Below are 14,760 nucleotides of genomic sequence, written 5' to 3' on the forward strand. Positions count from 1 at the left end.
ACAAATTAACCGGGGGCCAAGATTATACACGTTATTGCAAACGGAAGAACCGCCTGCTGGACGCAGGAACAAACAGCAGCAGCAATACCAGCATATCCGGCAGTTTTTGCATCACCAGCGTATGCAGGATTTCGCGTCTGGACTCCCCCGCAATGCTGAACAGTTCTGGATATCCGTAGCCCAGCGAAGCCGCCCACAGATAGACGCTGGCGATAATCTGGGTCAACAGATAGATCCAGCGTGCCCAGTTCCGTCCTTTTACCAGCGAAAATGCGCAGTAAATTTCGATAAATAGCAGCACCAGACTGCCCAGAAACACCAGCGTCAAATTCCAGGTCTGCACACTGCGATGAATAAACTCACTGGTTCCACGAAACCCAAGCGTATTAAAAATCATCAACAGATCGAGACAGCGGATCATGATAATAGCCAGCGCCGCCACCTGCACCAAAGCAGGGACGTTTAAGCGAGCATGTGATGTGGATGATTTCTTAAAAAATCCCAACGCGTCGTCTTCCATGAAAACGGCGCAACCACCACAGCTGCGCCGTATAGACAGGTTGGCAGATTTTAGTTTTTTCAGCCGCGTCTTGCACGTTGGATATCGCGGATCCGTTGTTTTTCTGTTCGCGCCATCAGATACCACGCGATAAATCCGATAATTCCTACCACACCAAGGATCAGCGTCGCCAGGGCGTTGATCTCCGGGTTTACCCCCATACGTACGCTGGAGAACACCAACATCGGTAACGTTGTGGCGCCAGGACCAGAGACAAAGCTGGCAATAACCAGATCATCGAGTGACAGCGTGAAGGCTAATAACCATCCGGAAATCACCGCCGGCATAATCATCGGCAGGGTGATGACGAAAAAGACCTTCAGCGGCGTGGCGCCGAGATCCATCGCCGCTTCCTCAATGGAGTGATCCAGTTCGCGCAAACGTGAAGAAATCACCACCGCTACGTACGCCGTACAGAAAGTGACGTGCGCCAGCCATATGGTCAGCATGCCGCGATCCGCTGGCCAGCCGATGGCGTGAGCCAACGCAACAAACAGCAGCAGCAGCGACAAACCGGTAATAACATCCGGCATGACCAGCGGCGCGGTAATCATAAAGGCGAAACCATTCGAACCACGAAAACGACCAAAGCGCACCATTACCACGGCGGCGATGGTGCCAAGGATTGCCGCCATCGTCGCAGCACCTGCAGCAATCGTTAAACTCATGCCGACGGCGCTTATCATCGCGCTATCGTGGAAAAGCTCGCCATACCAACGTGTTGACCACCCCGCCCAGACCGTCACCAGCTTCGAGCTGTTAAACGAATAGATAACCAACATCAGCATCGGCGCATACAGGAAGGTAAAGCCCACTACCAGGATAAAAATACGCCACGGCGAGCGAACGACCGGTAAGTTATTCATCCGTGTTCCCCCACGCTTTTTTGCTGATATTTATGGAACCACATGATTGGCACAATCAGTAACAGCAGCATAATAATGGCGACAGCAGAAGCCACCGGCCAGTCGCGGTTATTGAAAAACTCTTGCCAAAGCACACGGCCAATCATGATGCTATCCGGGCCGCCCAACAGTTCCGGGATCACAAACTCGCCAACAGCCGGAATAAATACCAGCATTGACCCGGCGATAATGCCGCCCTTGGTCAACGGTACAATCACGCTAAAGAAGGTCTTCAGCGGCCGGGCACCTAAATCCAGCGCAGCTTCCACCAGCGAGTAATCAATACGGGTCAGCGCGGTATAAATCGGCAGCACCATAAAGGGCAAATAGGCGTAAACAATACCGATGTAGACCGCCAGATTGGTGTGCAAAATCGTCAACGGTTGGTCGATGACACCCAGCCACATCAGGAAGTTGTTCAGCACGCCGTTGTTTTTCAGGATCCCCATCCAGGCATATACGCGAATTAAAAACGAGGTCCAGGACGGCAGGATCACCAGCAACAGCAGAATATTACGCGTTGAGGGTTTACTGTGCGCGACGGCCCATGCCAGCGGGTATCCCAGCAGCAGGCAACAGATTGTCGAAATTCCCGCCACCTGTAACGATTGCATGTAGGCATCGAAATAGAGCGGATCGTCCGTTAACTGCAGGAAGTTGGCTAAGTTGAGCGTGATGGATAGCTGATCGTCAGCCCATGAAACGAGGTCCGTATAGGGAGGAATAGCGCGCGCCATTTCAGCCAAACTGATCTTGAAGACGATCAGAAAAGGCAGCAGAAACAGGAGCAGCAGCCACACATACGGCAGCGCGATCACCAGCTTGCGCCCGTGCTTCATTTGCAGCCGCGACATAAACAGCGTGAATCGCCCTGCTTTATCCACGCGTGCCGGAGGTTCAAGTGTACTCATCTTCGCTCCTTAAACCGTCAACACCACACAGCTGTCCGCATCCCAACATAAACGGACTTCGTCACCCCAGGTTGGTAATCCCTTGCGATAACGATGCTCATTTTGTAGCTGGGCGCTCAACATCTGGCCGCTTTTCAAACGTACGTGGTACACCGACAAATCGCCCAGATAGGCAATGTGCACCACTTCGCCTACCGCGAAGTTATAACCCTCTGGCGGAGGGGTTTCGCAGAGCATGATTTTTTCCGGACGCAGCGCAACATACACCGGGACGTTATCGACAACAGAAGCATCGGCGTCCACTTTCAGCGGATGCACCAGACCAGGAGACTCAATCACCAGACCGTCTTCCTGGCGTTCTTTTAGCAGTCCCTCAAAAACGTTTACCGAACCGATAAACTCTGCGCTGTAACGCGTAGTCGGATGCTCATAGATCTCTTCCGGCTCGCCAATCTGGACAAATTTGCCACGGTTCATGATCGCAATACGGCCCGCCATCGTCATGGCTTCTTCCTGATCGTGTGTCACCATCACGCAGGTCACGCCGACGCGTTCAAGGATATCCACCACTTCCAGTTGCATGCGGTCTCGGAGTTTTTTATCCAGCGCTCCCATCGGCTCATCCAGCAGCAGCAGTTTTGGCCGTTTCGCCAGACTACGCGCCAGTGCCACACGCTGACGCTGGCCGCCAGAAAGCTGATGCGGCTTGCGTTTGGCGAACTCCTGCATATGCACGAGTCCCAGCATCTCATTCACCCGACTGGCGATTTCAGCCTTCGGCAGTTTGTCCTGCTTGAGGCCAAAGGCAATGTTCTGCTCGACAGTCATGTGCGGAAACAGAGCATAGGACTGAAACATCATATTAATCGGACGCAGATAAGGCGGGACATGCGCTAAATCGACGCCATCAAGCATGATTTGCCCGGTGGTCGGCAGTTCAAATCCCGCCAGCATCCGTAGCAGAGTCGATTTGCCACAGCCGGACGCGCCGAGCAGAGCAAATATTTCACCTTTGTAGATAGTAAGATTGACGTCATCAACGGCGTGCTGACCGTCAAATGACTTGGTCAGATTGCGAATTTCAAGCAGCGGGGTCAGCGCCTTGCGGATTTTCGCTTGTGGGCGTGGGGTTGCATCATTCACTCAGGTGCTCTCCGGCATAAAACAAAGAAACGGTGCAAATAACGCACCATAACGGTGCGTATTGCCGGGTTATATGTGTCCGGGTTCAACGCTGCCCGGCAGGCAAAAATCCTGCCGGGTCATGTCCCAAACATCGGTTTATTTCCCGCTTTTTACCTTCGTCCATGCGCGGGTACGTACACGATCGATCTTCGGATCCTGTACTTTCAGTGTGAACAGCTTGGCGCGAACATCCGCAGGCGGGTAGATACCCGGGTTGTCACGAACTTCAGGGCTGACCAGAGCCGTCGCTTCTTTGTTGGCATTGGCATAAAACACGTGGTCGGAGATATGCGCAATCACATCAGGGCGCAGCAGGTAATTGAGGAACTGATAGGCTTCATCTTTGTTTTTCGCATCGGCAGGCATCGCGAATACGTCAAAGAACGCCATTGCACCTTCTTTAGGAATTGAGAAGGAGATATTGACGCCATTTTTCGCTTCTTTCGCACGGTTTGCCGCTTGCCATACGTCCCCAGCCCAGCCAATCGCGACGCAGGTATCACCGTTTGCCAGGTCGTTAATATATTGCGAGGAGTGGAAGTAGCGAATATTTGGGCGCAGCTTCAACAGCAGATCGGTTGCCGGTCCGGTGTAATCATCCGCTTTGGTACTGTTTGGGTCTTTACCCAAATAGTTCAGCACCGTGGCAAACACCTCTTCGGGCGCATCGAGGAAAGAGACGCCGCAGCTTTTGAGTTTTTCCAGATTTTCCGGTTTGAGGATTAAATCCCAGCTGTTAACCGGCGCATCTGGCCCCAGCACCGCTTTGACTTTATCCACGTTATAACCAATACCGGTCGTAGCCCACATATACGGCATCGCGAACTTGTTGTCCGGATCGTGTTTACCCACCAACTTCAGCAGTTCAGGATCAAGATTTTTCCAGCCCGGCAATTTGCTCTTATCAAGCGGCTGGAATACGCCCGCAGTCAGTTGACGCTCAAGGAAGCTGGCAGAAGGAACGACAAGGTCAAAGCCGGTACTGCCAGCCATGAGCTTACCTTCCAGTACTTCATTGGAATCAAATACGTCATAGATAACTTTAATTCCGGTCTCTTTTTCAAAATTAGCCACCGTGTCCGGGGCGATATAATCAGACCAGTTATATATATGCAGCGTTTTTTGTTCAGCAGCGAGCGTGCCGGCAGAGATGGCCATCAGAGCACCCGCAACCAGGCCTGATAACCATTTTTTATTTAAGGCGGTCATAATCTCTTTCCTTCTGAAAGTTCGTTAACAAACGAACAAAAATGTCACACTCTAATGATATGCAAGAAACGTGCATATTCTTTCATGCGGCACCGATGAAAAGAGAGACCTCTCCTCATGCCGCTGTTGCTCGCTGGCATCCGCCTATGCATTCAACACACATTGTGGCCACAGGTCAGGTCACAAGGGGCTGTTTAAATGATGACGTTGGTAAGCTTCGCAAGAATAACTTTAGCCAGGAATTGTGGATATAGCCCAGATTAAAAAACGTCTTTTATCAATTTTTTATGCAGGAATTGTCTATGACATAAAGCGGAAGGCGCTGAATCGAGGTGAATAATTCTTTAATGAAAGGTTAAATGCAGAATAAAAACAGGCAATACGCAACCGCTCTGGCAGCGGCTGCGCAATATATGTCCAGATTCAGGAAGAATTAATGGAGGAAATGAATTTCAGCGGTACTGTTTTGCGCATCTTCTTCAGCATTAAATAACAGCTGATGCGCTCCGGCTTCGAGGATCACCATCGATATTTGCTCTTCGCTCTGGCGAACAAAACATTCAAACTGCTCAAAGGTTACGCCCGGCGTAACGGATAAAGACTGGCAAACCACCAGCTTTGGCAGATTATCATCCTGCATATCCAGAAACGCTTTCACCGTCAGTGAACTGGCATTGATCGCAGACAGATCGGCTGCCAGTGGCAGCAATGCAGAAGGTCTGACTTCCGCCATCGCAGAAAACAGAATGACGTTATCGACCAAATCAACTTTTGCATCAAAGATGCCGTCAAAATTCTGCATGTGTGGCAAGTGCAGCGCCTGACAGGTATCGCATTCAAAAAAACTCATGCCCAGGTCGTCGAGCCATTGACGCAACGTATCCAGAGTGGGAACGACCAGTGATGTCATAATAATGTGCGACCTCTATTGATGAAAAAAATACCGGCACAGCTTACGCAAAAAGAGCGTGTCATACCACGATCGCAATCGATATTGCGCTTAGCCGCCGATTTTAAGACAAAATTCAGGAGTAGCATGGCGCTCGATCCACTGGATCATTTTCGCGGCAATGTCTATTCCGGTGGTTTTCTCCACGCCTTCCAGCCCCGGAGACGCGTTGACCTCCATGACCAGTGGCCCTCGATCAGCGCGCAGAATATCAACGCCTGCAACGTCCAGGCCCATCGTCCGGGCGGCTTTGAGCGCAATTTCTCTTTCGCGCGGCGTGATACTCGCAATAGTCGCCACCCCACCACGATGGAGATTAGAACGAAAATCGCCCTCTTTAGCCCGTCGTTCAATGGCGGCCACTACTTCATCGCCCACCACGAAACAGCGGATATCGCGACCCTTCGCTTCTTTGATATATTCCTGAACCAGGATATGGGCATTCACCCCACGAAAGGCATCTACCACGCTTTCTGCAGCCTGCCGCGTTTCCGCCAGCACCACGCCAATACCCTGGGTGCCTTCAACCAGTTTCACCACCAACGGCGCACCGCCAACCATGTCAATCATGTCGCTGGTATCGTCCGGAGAGTGAGCAATTCCGGTGATGGGTAAATCAATTCCCTGACGCGCCAGCAGTTGTAGCGAACGCAGCTTATCGCGCGCTCGCGTAATCGCTACCGATTCATTCAACGGATAGCTACCCAGCATCTCAAACTGGCGCAGCGCCGCGGTCCCATAAAAGGTAATCGCGGAACCAATCCGCGGGATCACCGCGTCGAAATGGGGAAGCTGACGGCCCTTGTAATGAATAGAGGATGCCGCCGGGCTGATGTTCATATAGCAAGAAAGGGGATCGATAACTTCAACCAGGTGACCGCGCTGCATCGCCGCTTCACGCAGGCGTTTACAAGAATAGAGCGTTCCGTCCCGGGACAAAATGGCAATTTTCACCCTGCACCTCTCTGAATGACCTGGTAAAAGCTGGCGTATCATACACTGGGTTAAAATCTTTAGCGCGTAGCCCATCCCTGTTTATGCAAATATTCCAGGATAAAGGGGCGACTTTCTTTAATGATGGTACGGCGAATATGATCGCTCCAGGTGTCGCGGCGGGTATTGCTGCCTCGGGTCAGATAGTACTGCGCGAGCTGCTCATCATATTGCGCCAACACATCACTGTTGAGTGGCTGGTATTGGTTTTCATGCACCACAAGCGACGCGGGCAGGCGCGGCTTGATATCCGGGTTATCCGCAGGCCAGCCGAGGCACAATCCAAAGAGCGGCAGAACATGTTGCGGAAGCTTCAGCAGTTCGGTAATCGGCTCAATATTGTTACGCAAACCGCCAATAAACACGCCGCCAAGTCCCAGCGACTCTGCCGCCGTCAATGCATTTTGCGCCATCATTGCAGTATCAACCACACCCAGCAGCAGCTGTTCCGCCAGCCCAAGTTGCGCGTCAGGGCAAATCTGCAAATGACGGTTAAAATCAGCGCAAAACACCCAGAACTCAGCGGCCTGTGCCACATGCTTTTGACCGCCAGATAAGGTAGCCAGTGATTCACGCAAGGATTTATCCGTTATGCGAACGATCGTCGTGCACTGTAGAAAACTGGAGCTTGACGTTCCCTGAGCGGCGGCAATAATCGCCTCACGCTGTGCATCCGAAATGGCATCATCAGTAAAATGGCGAATGGAACGGTGGCTGCGGAGTAAATCAATGGTTGGAGTCATCTCTTTTGTCTCTGTCTGAATCAGTTGAATCACCGGGTGTGCGAGACATCAGTTGCGGTGCCAGCAGTTGAGCAACACGCCACATCAACGCCACCGCAGCAGGGAGCATCAGCAGTACGCCCAGAAATATCATCACCACGCAGGCTAACGGGCTGTTAAGCGGTGCGGGCAAGGTGAGGTAATCGTTAAGCGATAGCAGCGCCAGCGATAACAAAACCATCCCAATTATTTCCAGCATCAATACGCTTTTGGGTAATACACCAATTGTGCGCATACGCGGCCTCCCGGCGAAATGGCTTCCATTATAAAACGTTCCGGCTTGCCGTGTTTAACAGATATAGCTTGAGGATATCAAAGCAACAGGCTGAACCTGCTTTCCATCCGTCACAAATCGCGGCATCATAACCAGTATTGCCATCCGGCCTGATAAGTTCGAGGAGAAAGAGATGTTTGCCGTTATTTTTGGTCGCCCAGGGTGCCCGTATTGCGTGCGCGCAAAAGAATTAGCAGAAAAATTAAGCAGTGAGCATGAAGATTTTAACTTCCGCTACATTGATATCCATGCTGAAGGAATTACCAAAGCAGATCTGGAAAAGACGGTAGGTAAGCCAGTTGAAACCGTTCCGCAGATTTTTGTCGATCAAAAACACATCGGCGGCTGCACGGATTTTGAAGCTTGGGCAAAAGAGAACATGAATCTGTTCGCCTGATAGCGGTTTCTACGCCCTCACCTTGAGGGCGTCATCAGTTCTTTTTCCGCCGCTGATGCTGATTGAATAAGCTACTGATAAATAAAAAACATAATGCGCCAAGTGCGCACCAAAACACCGCACTAAACAACCACGCCAGCTCTTGCCACAATGAACGCGTCGGCATAAAAACGAACCGCATCAGTAACAGGCAGCACGGCGCCGCCAACATTGCACCAAGCAGGGGTTTGAGCACTTCCCGACGATGGGAAAAAAAGCTTGCTGCAGCACCAGGTAAGATAAAAAACAACAATCCGACCTCAGGATGCCCTGCCGCTCTGAATGCCCCTTTCACGTTCAGCGTTAATGAAAGACACACCACAATAAAGAGCACAAAGCAGCAGACCGCACTCGCCCAACTTTGCTTATGTTTCAATCGTTCCTCCTGACACATTCTCTATCGAACACTCTTTTCGCCCGCAGGCGTCCAGTCAGATAAAGTAACTCGGCATTCCATGCCAAAAACACACCCACACGATTCTTATAGCCGTTGATACGTAATGAGATTAAACTAACCGCATATATTGTTATGCTGCATTATTCGGGGCTGTGTACGATGCTATCGCCCCTTAATTTCTGGCAAAAACATTAGCGTAAATTGCCATTTCTTTCAATAGCTTACTAGTAAACAAGAAGTTAGTCTCCGTGAATATAAACGTCGCAGATTTGTTAAATGGGAATTACATCCTGTTATTATTTGTGGTCCTGGCTCTGGGCCTGTGTCTGGGCAAATTACGTCTGGGTTCAGTCCAACTCGGTAATTCCATTGGCGTTTTAGTGGTCTCCCTATTATTAGGTCAGCAGCACTTTAGTATTAACACCGATGCATTAAATCTCGGCTTTATGCTGTTTATTTTTTGCGTCGGCGTCGAAGCCGGTCCCAACTTTTTTTCGATTTTTTTTCGCGATGGGAAAAATTATCTAATGCTTGCCCTGGTGATGGTCGGTAGCGCAATGCTGATCGCGTTGGGGCTGGGTAAGCTATTTGGCTGGGACATCGGCCTGACGGCGGGTATGCTGGCTGGCTCGATGACCTCAACGCCGGTGCTGGTCGGCGCGGGTGATACCTTGCGCCATTCAGGAATGACAGGGACACAACTTTCAAGTGCTCTCGATAACCTGAGCCTGGGTTACGCCCTCACCTATTTGATTGGTCTGGTCAGCCTGATTGTTGGTGCGCGCTATTTGCCGAAACTGCAGCATCAGGATCTGCAAACCAGCGCCCAACAAATCGCGCGTGAACGAGGTCTGGACACCGACGCCAATCGTAAAGTGTACCTCCCGGTGATCCGCGCCTATCGCGTTGGCCCTGAGCTAGTGGCATGGGCCGATGGCAAAAATCTGCGCGAACTGGGTATTTATCGCCAGACCGGTTGTTACATTGAACGCATCCGTCGCAACGGCATTCTGGCCAACCCGGATGGTGATGCGGTGTTGCAAATGGGCGATGAGATAGCCCTGGTGGGTTATCCGGACGCCCATGCTCGCCTCGATCCCAGCTTCCGTAACGGTAAAGAGGTGTTCGATCGCGATCTGCTTGATATGCGCATCGTCACTGAAGAAATTGTGGTGAAAAACCACAATGCCGTTGGTCGTCGCCTAGCCCAGTTGAAACTGACCGACCATGGTTGTTTCCTGAACCGCGTGATCCGTAGCCAGATTGAAATGCCTATTGATGACAACGTCGTACTCAATAAAGGCGACGTGTTGCAGGTCAGCGGTGATGCTCGTCGCGTGAAAACCATTGCCGATCGTATCGGCTTCATTTCCATTCACAGTCAGGTGACCGATCTGCTGGCCTTCTGCGCCTTCTTTATCATCGGTCTGATGATCGGGATGATCACCTTCCAGTTCAGTAATTTCAGCTTCGGCATCGGGAATGCGGCTGGACTGCTGTTCGCTGGGATCATGCTGGGCTTCCTGCGAGCCAACCACCCCACATTTGGCTATATCCCACAGGGTGCGCTGAATATGGTGAAAGAGTTTGGCCTGATGGTATTCATGGCAGGCGTCGGTTTAAGCGCAGGCAGTGGCATTGGTAATGGCCTGGGTGCCGTCGGCGGTCAAATGTTGATTGCCGGTCTGGTAGTCAGCCTGGTTCCGGTTGTCATCTGTTTCTTGTTTGGTGCTTACGTATTGCGCATGAACCGTGCCCTGCTGTTTGGTGCCATGATGGGCGCACGTACCTGTGCTCCGGCAATGGAAATCATCAGCGACACCGCACGCAGCAACATCCCTGCGTTAGGCTATGCCGGGACCTACGCGATTGCCAACGTTCTGCTGACATTAGCGGGGACACTCATCGTCATTGTCTGGCCTGGCCTTGGTTAGCGCTGAAATTTTCCTTTAATTGAAAAATTTTTTGCAGGTAAGCAGAACTTTTCTTCAAGGCGTCAGTCATAACTATTGCCACTGCTTTTCTTTGATGTCCCCAATTTGTGGAGCCCATCAACCCCGCCGTTTTGGTTCAAGGTTGATGGGTTTTTTGTTGCCTGAAATTCATCCTCTTTCTAATCAGCCACTTACACACCACCTTTAAGCCTGATGGCGACAAAATGGCGGCAGCGTTTTACCCATGGCGGCAACAGGCATAACAGCGGGTCAAAATCAGTAAGCAAATTGTTCCTGCATACCTTTGGGATGCGGTGGTGCTGCGCTGATTTTTTGCGGGCGGCACACAGAGCGCACAAAAGTCTCATGCGTCACGAAGGTATGCCCGCACTCGATATTGGTGCACTGGTTGTAGCGTTCTTTGGTTTCGTTGGAAACCTGAAAGCTACTGCGGGTATGTGCAGCCTGACCGCACATAGGACAATTCATCATAATCAGCCCTCATTATTAACCAGTTCGCAATAATGATACATCATTGTTCGCATTTTGGAACTAATCATTCTATTGCGAACTCATCTATTTTCACTTCAAGCTCCATGCTGGTCGTAAATCCATTATCCGGGCTGACAGAATGCGTCAGGGTGGTAATGGTCCATTCTGCATCATCAATCGGCTGCTTAAACCCCGTCACCTTCACCGGCATTTCCGTATAGAGATCAGCCCGCCCCTCAGCGAGCTGCAGGGAAAATGAAGCAACCCCACGCTGCAGACGTTCCCACTGCATTTTTGCTGCGCGCTCTGCATTGCTCCGGTTGGCATAGGTACGATTAAGAACCAGCACGTTTTCATCCGTTCCCACCAGATAATCTCCCTGTTTTGCTTCCGGCTCTTTGGGGGTGGTGGTTTTCTTTTGACGACGCTTAACACTAGTTGTCTCTTTTTTCCTGGGTTCACGCGTATGCAACCAGCTGGCAATAACACCGGTATAGGCACCACGATCAGCAAGGGTGAACCGATGACCGTCACCGACTTTGCGCGTGATGGTGATAACCGGCAGCGGCTTACCGCTTGCCGTTCTTCCCTGTCCCTGCCGGATAAACAGCAGATTCCCGTCCTTAACGGAAGCAATCGCCCCATACTGTCTCGCCAGTTTCATCAGAAAACTTGCATCGCTTTCATTGGTCTGGTCCAGATGATCCAGCGCCTTATCCGTCAGGTCTTTACCCAGCGCCATTTTGAGGTTATGCCGGGCGGCGATTTCCTTTACCACCTCCCCCACCGTTGTCTGATGCCATGATTTTTCGCGCCGTGTATTGAGGGTTTCACGGAAATCTGCGCTACGCGCCCGGATGGTCAGCCGGTCAGGGGCACCGTCATCCAGCCCCATATCCACATCCACCGCGCCCGGCATACCGCCGCCGCGATACTTCTCAAACTTGCGGGTGAATTTCGGCAGGGTCAGGGACTCAACGATCCCCTGCCAGTTGTTCCCGTCGTTGAACAGGTTCAAATGTTTTAACTTGCGTGGTAATGCCATGTATCCCCCTTATGCACTGACACGGCTGGCAAAATCGACCAGGTAGCGAGCGGTGATGCGCTGGCGCAGCATCAGATTTTCAAGCGGCGGCACAGGCGTGTAGTCGTAGTCGATGGTGAGTTTCCCGGCTTTCAGGGAGTCTTTATCGTTCACTGACTCATCCAGCCAGCAGTCAGCCCCGATGAGGTATCCCTGATTCACCAGGCTGCGTAATTTGGCGCAAATACCTTCGATAATGTCGCGGGCCAGTGACGGATTCAGTGGCTTATCCACCGCCCACATATGCCCCTCTGCAATCGTGTAAGCCAGCACCTGCGCCGTGCAGGTGTAGTTCTCAAACGCAAACAAGGGATCGTCACTGAGGCAGCGGGAACCCCAGAAGCGGAAGCCGTCTTTGCAGATCAACGTGGTGACGTCATTCTGGTTCAGCAGTCCCGCATCCGTTGCCGGGTCCTGCAGATCCCAGAACACATCGGCTGAAATACCGGTGACACCGTTCACACCCACGTTGGACAGGGTTTTGTGCCAGCCGGTCTGCTCGTCGATTTTGGCACGCAGACCGAGCGCACGGGCGGAGGCGTAAGCCGTAGCATCGGCTTTCAGAACAGTGTCAAAGTTGATGAAATCAGGCCAGATCAGCATCCCCTCTCGCTGGCTAAAATTGTCCCGGTATGCAATGGCCTCCTCCACCGTCTTACAGCCATAGGCAGACAGGTAGGCAAACCCGCGCAGGCTCTGCGCCACACTCATCAGCTCAGTGGCTACCGCCTGCGTGTCGTGCCCCGGCACACCGAGAATGCGCGGCTTAACTTTCAGCTGCGACTGCGCAGAAAGCAGCGCTTTCATCCCCGTTTTTTTACCGTCGGACGTGACGCCACCGATAATATTGGAGGTGGTTTCCGCTTCGGTTTCGCCCTGCGCCACGCGCACAACAACCGTCACGGGCTTTGACTGGTCGGCCATCGCATCCAGCGAACGGGCCAGCGTGCCGGACTCGCCTGCTTTACCGCTGGCCTCCAGCACATCCGTCAGCAGAACCGGCTTATTGAGAGGGAATACGGACGCATCAGCATCATCGCCGGTGCAGACCATGCCCACGATAGCGGTGCTCACCGTGGTGATAGATCGGGTGCCTTCGTTGACTTCAACAACGCGCACCCCGTGGTGGTAATCCTGAGCCATAAAGATATCTCCAGTTATATTACTGAGATACATTGGCCTTATTGATGCTTTACATCATCCAGTTGACATTGTGCCATTGACGGTACAATCAGACTCAGGTAAGTGTTAATCACATTTACATACAGGAGCCTACATGCTAATCCCTTCCTTCAATTATCCTTATCCATCTATATTAGAATTATACCCTTACGGTATAGATGATAACCTTGCATCACAACTTACAGAAAAATGGGAAAGAGCTTTTGTCTCATTCCATGCGCCAAAACCAAATAGCAGAAAAGAAACACTTACAATGGGCAGTGGCTTTCTGATGCTATTAGGTGGCAATCCTTTTATAGTTACAGCAAGTCACGTCATTGATGATTTAAAAGACCTTGATAGCCGATATTTTAGAGTTGAAGATAAAGTATATCCTTTTGAGAAAGTTTCTGTTTTTTTCAATTCCGAACAAGACTATGCCTTCATTGAACTCCCAAAGGAAATGCTTACCTCTGAAAAAGGTTTTATATTTTTCACCGATAGCCCCCGAACTGATCTCATCCCCACATCTTCCATGATAATTTCTGGTTTTCCCTCATCGAAAAACAAAATCCATAAAGACAGACCAGGCAAAGTCTTGCAGCGATTTAATTTCGTGCACCATCATTTTGAATACAACACTCTAAATGAAGAACTTCATTTCCCATTCGATTCAAGGCAGGGGAAAGGAACGCCTGTGAGGACAGAACCTGCCAGCACTTTCTCATCAGTGCCATTACTGGAAGGAATGAGTGGTGCACCGGTGTTACAAATAATGCAGAATATTCATACTGAAGCGTTGACACTTCGTGTCGTAGGGATATTTAAGGAGCATAGATCTAAAACTGAGAAATGTTTAGTGGCCTCAACTTTCATTCACTTTGCGGAGGAAACAAATAACATCCTCGATATTAAAAGCCCCTATAAATGAGAAAATCCGATTCAACGAATATAGATATACTGTTGAACCCCCATTTACTTTCCGCATTGAAAACACAGCAGCAGAACTTATACCCTCCCCCCGCAGATGCGGGGGATGTATTAATATTCCGGAGGCACAGGCCAACTGATAGCTTCCACACCAGATATAGTTATTGCATCCAGTATATCAAGATAATCCAGCCACAAGTTGTACTGCGCCAGTTCGTTACCCCTCAGCCTGCCGATCGCCGCTTTGCCGGGCCACTGCTTACTGTTCATATAGTCATTGGCCTGAGCAATAAGAACCTGCCTGACTTTTTCCGCCTCAGCGATAAGTTCCTCTTTGCTCTTTGATGGCGCATCAATCCAGCAGGGCATCCCGTTAGTATCGGAGCGTCTTATTTTCCCCTCTGGCGGTATTCCTGAATATTCAAAATATATTTCGTCACTTACTCCGAGAGGTTCGGCAGGCCATGATGACGCCTTTTCATAATCCGCCCGCAAAGCAACAGGATAAAATAGATTACTTTTCGGGCTATAAGCGTAATTAAATGTTTTATCCATAGTT

General features: G+C 50.8%; 16 protein-coding genes and 1 pseudogene. 3 read left to right on the top strand and 14 right to left on the bottom strand.

Going from position 1 to position 14,760, the window contains the following annotated elements:
- Window positions 1-31: 31 nt before the first annotated feature.
- From OGX83_RS09680 to OGX83_RS09720, 9 genes are all read right to left on the bottom strand, one after another.
- The gene (locus OGX83_RS09680; protein ID WP_003035378.1) at window positions 32-520 is read right to left on the bottom strand and encodes a YbjO family protein; all 489 of its coding nucleotides are present in this window, start codon (window positions 518-520) and stop codon (window positions 32-34) included.
- Between the two features lie 59 nt (window positions 521-579).
- Window positions 580-1,425, bottom strand: a complete 846-nt coding sequence (gene potI / locus OGX83_RS09685) for a putrescine ABC transporter permease PotI (protein ID WP_008784246.1) — start codon at window positions 1,423-1,425, stop codon at window positions 580-582.
- Window positions 1,422-2,375 carry a putrescine ABC transporter permease PotH gene (gene potH / locus OGX83_RS09690; protein ID WP_079934664.1) on the bottom strand — a complete coding sequence of 318 codons (954 nt, stop codon included), beginning with the start codon at window positions 2,373-2,375 and terminating at the stop codon, window positions 1,422-1,424. The genes potI and potH overlap by 4 nt, the downstream gene beginning before the upstream one ends.
- 9 nt (window positions 2,376-2,384) lie before the next feature.
- Window positions 2,385-3,518, bottom strand: coding sequence for a putrescine ABC transporter ATP-binding subunit PotG (gene potG / locus OGX83_RS09695; protein WP_258882111.1), 1,134 nt, complete (start codon window positions 3,516-3,518; stop codon window positions 2,385-2,387).
- A 138-nt stretch (window positions 3,519-3,656) separates the two neighbouring features.
- On the bottom strand, window positions 3,657-4,769 hold the full coding sequence (gene potF / locus OGX83_RS09700; protein WP_003831664.1) for a spermidine/putrescine ABC transporter substrate-binding protein PotF: 1,113 nt from the start codon (window positions 4,767-4,769) through the stop codon (window positions 3,657-3,659).
- A 433-nt stretch (window positions 4,770-5,202) separates the two neighbouring features.
- Entirely contained in the window at window positions 5,203-5,679 is a 477-nt protein-coding gene (locus OGX83_RS09705) for a type III secretion system chaperone family protein (RefSeq protein WP_003831662.1), read from the bottom strand.
- Window positions 5,680-5,769: 90 nt separating this feature from the next.
- A complete protein-coding gene (gene rimK, locus OGX83_RS09710) occupies window positions 5,770-6,672 on the bottom strand; it encodes a 30S ribosomal protein S6--L-glutamate ligase (RefSeq protein ID WP_003831660.1) in 903 nt (300 codons plus the stop codon).
- Window positions 6,673-6,731: 59 nt separating this feature from the next.
- Window positions 6,732-7,454, bottom strand: a complete 723-nt coding sequence (gene nfsA, locus OGX83_RS09715; RefSeq protein WP_286587902.1) for a nitroreductase NfsA — start codon at window positions 7,452-7,454, stop codon at window positions 6,732-6,734.
- Entirely contained in the window at window positions 7,438-7,728 is a 291-nt protein-coding gene (locus OGX83_RS09720) for a DUF1418 family protein (RefSeq protein WP_003831656.1), read from the bottom strand. The genes nfsA and OGX83_RS09720 overlap by 17 nt, the downstream gene beginning before the upstream one ends.
- 172 nt (window positions 7,729-7,900) lie before the next feature.
- On the opposite strand from OGX83_RS09720, the gene OGX83_RS09725 reads away from it, so the two are divergent.
- Complete coding sequence (locus OGX83_RS09725) at window positions 7,901-8,164, top strand: GrxA family glutaredoxin (RefSeq protein WP_008784241.1); 264 nt, start codon at window positions 7,901-7,903, stop codon at window positions 8,162-8,164.
- Window positions 8,165-8,198: 34 nt separating this feature from the next.
- On the opposite strand, the gene OGX83_RS09730 is transcribed toward OGX83_RS09725, so the two are convergent.
- Window positions 8,199-8,579: an inner membrane protein YbjM gene (locus OGX83_RS09730; RefSeq protein WP_003035356.1), complete on the bottom strand. Its 381-nt coding sequence runs from the start codon at window positions 8,577-8,579 to the stop codon at window positions 8,199-8,201.
- 269 nt (window positions 8,580-8,848) lie between these two features.
- On the opposite strand from OGX83_RS09730, the gene OGX83_RS09735 reads away from it, so the two are divergent.
- The gene (locus OGX83_RS09735) at window positions 8,849-10,534 is read left to right on the top strand and encodes an aspartate:alanine antiporter (RefSeq protein WP_003831652.1); all 1,686 of its coding nucleotides are present in this window, start codon (window positions 8,849-8,851) and stop codon (window positions 10,532-10,534) included.
- A 276-nt stretch (window positions 10,535-10,810) separates the two neighbouring features.
- Here OGX83_RS09735 and OGX83_RS09740 read toward each other — a convergent pair whose 3' ends face one another.
- The 3 genes and pseudogenes from OGX83_RS09740 to OGX83_RS09750 all read right to left on the bottom strand — a co-directional run bounded on the left by OGX83_RS09740 (window position 10,811) and on the right by OGX83_RS09750 (window position 13,253).
- Entirely contained in the window at window positions 10,811-11,026 is a 216-nt protein-coding gene (locus OGX83_RS09740; protein WP_058842448.1) for an ogr/Delta-like zinc finger family protein, read from the bottom strand.
- A gap of 64 nt (window positions 11,027-11,090) precedes the next feature.
- Window positions 11,091-12,077 (bottom strand): annotated as a pseudogene (locus tag OGX83_RS09745) (contractile injection system protein, VgrG/Pvc8 family); the annotation flags it as partial.
- Window positions 12,078-12,080: 3 nt separating this feature from the next.
- Window positions 12,081-13,253, bottom strand: coding sequence for a phage tail sheath protein (locus OGX83_RS09750; RefSeq protein ID WP_286587906.1), 1,173 nt, complete (start codon window positions 13,251-13,253; stop codon window positions 12,081-12,083).
- Between the two features lie 133 nt (window positions 13,254-13,386).
- Between OGX83_RS09750 and OGX83_RS09755 the strand changes: the two genes are divergently transcribed.
- Window positions 13,387-14,202, top strand: coding sequence for a S1 family peptidase (locus OGX83_RS09755; RefSeq protein WP_286587908.1), 816 nt, complete (start codon window positions 13,387-13,389; stop codon window positions 14,200-14,202).
- Between the two features lie 110 nt (window positions 14,203-14,312).
- Here the strand turns inward: OGX83_RS09755 and OGX83_RS09760 are convergent, their stop codons facing one another.
- Window positions 14,313-14,756: a tail fiber assembly protein gene (locus tag OGX83_RS09760; protein ID WP_286587910.1), complete on the bottom strand. Its 444-nt coding sequence runs from the start codon at window positions 14,754-14,756 to the stop codon at window positions 14,313-14,315.
- Between the last annotated feature and the right edge of the window lie 4 nt (window positions 14,757-14,760).

The sequence above is a fragment of the Citrobacter sp. Cpo074 genome, from assembly GCF_030332745.1.
Classification (GTDB): Bacteria; Pseudomonadota; Gammaproteobacteria; order Enterobacterales; family Enterobacteriaceae; genus Citrobacter; species Citrobacter portucalensis.

Excerpts from the sequence above, each read along its gene's own strand:
- OGX83_RS09705 (WP_003831662.1), bottom strand. The coding sequence starts at position 5,679 with ATGACATCACTGGTCGTTCCCACTCTGGATACGTTGCGTCAATGGCTC.
- potI (WP_008784246.1), bottom strand. The coding sequence starts at position 1,425 with ATGAATAACTTACCGGTCGTTCGCTCGCCGTGGCGTATTTTTATCCTG.
- OGX83_RS09740 (WP_058842448.1), bottom strand. The coding sequence starts at position 11,026 with ATGATGAATTGTCCTATGTGCGGTCAGGCTGCACATACCCGCAGTAGC.
- OGX83_RS09680 (WP_003035378.1), bottom strand. The coding sequence starts at position 520 with ATGGAAGACGACGCGTTGGGATTTTTTAAGAAATCATCCACATCACAT.
- OGX83_RS09755 (WP_286587908.1), top strand. The coding sequence starts at position 13,387 with ATGCTAATCCCTTCCTTCAATTATCCTTATCCATCTATATTAGAATTA.
- potH (WP_079934664.1), bottom strand. The coding sequence starts at position 2,375 with ATGAGTACACTTGAACCTCCGGCACGCGTGGATAAAGCAGGGCGATTC.
- OGX83_RS09760 (WP_286587910.1), bottom strand. The coding sequence starts at position 14,756 with ATGGATAAAACATTTAATTACGCTTATAGCCCGAAAAGTAATCTATTT.
- potF (WP_003831664.1), bottom strand. The coding sequence starts at position 4,769 with ATGACCGCCTTAAATAAAAAATGGTTATCAGGCCTGGTTGCGGGTGCT.
- OGX83_RS09750 (WP_286587906.1), bottom strand. The coding sequence starts at position 13,253 with ATGGCTCAGGATTACCACCACGGGGTGCGCGTTGTTGAAGTCAACGAA.
- OGX83_RS09720 (WP_003831656.1), bottom strand. The coding sequence starts at position 7,728 with ATGCGCACAATTGGTGTATTACCCAAAAGCGTATTGATGCTGGAAATA.
- nfsA (WP_286587902.1), bottom strand. The coding sequence starts at position 7,454 with ATGACTCCAACCATTGATTTACTCCGCAGCCACCGTTCCATTCGCCAT.
- OGX83_RS09725 (WP_008784241.1), top strand. The coding sequence starts at position 7,901 with ATGTTTGCCGTTATTTTTGGTCGCCCAGGGTGCCCGTATTGCGTGCGC.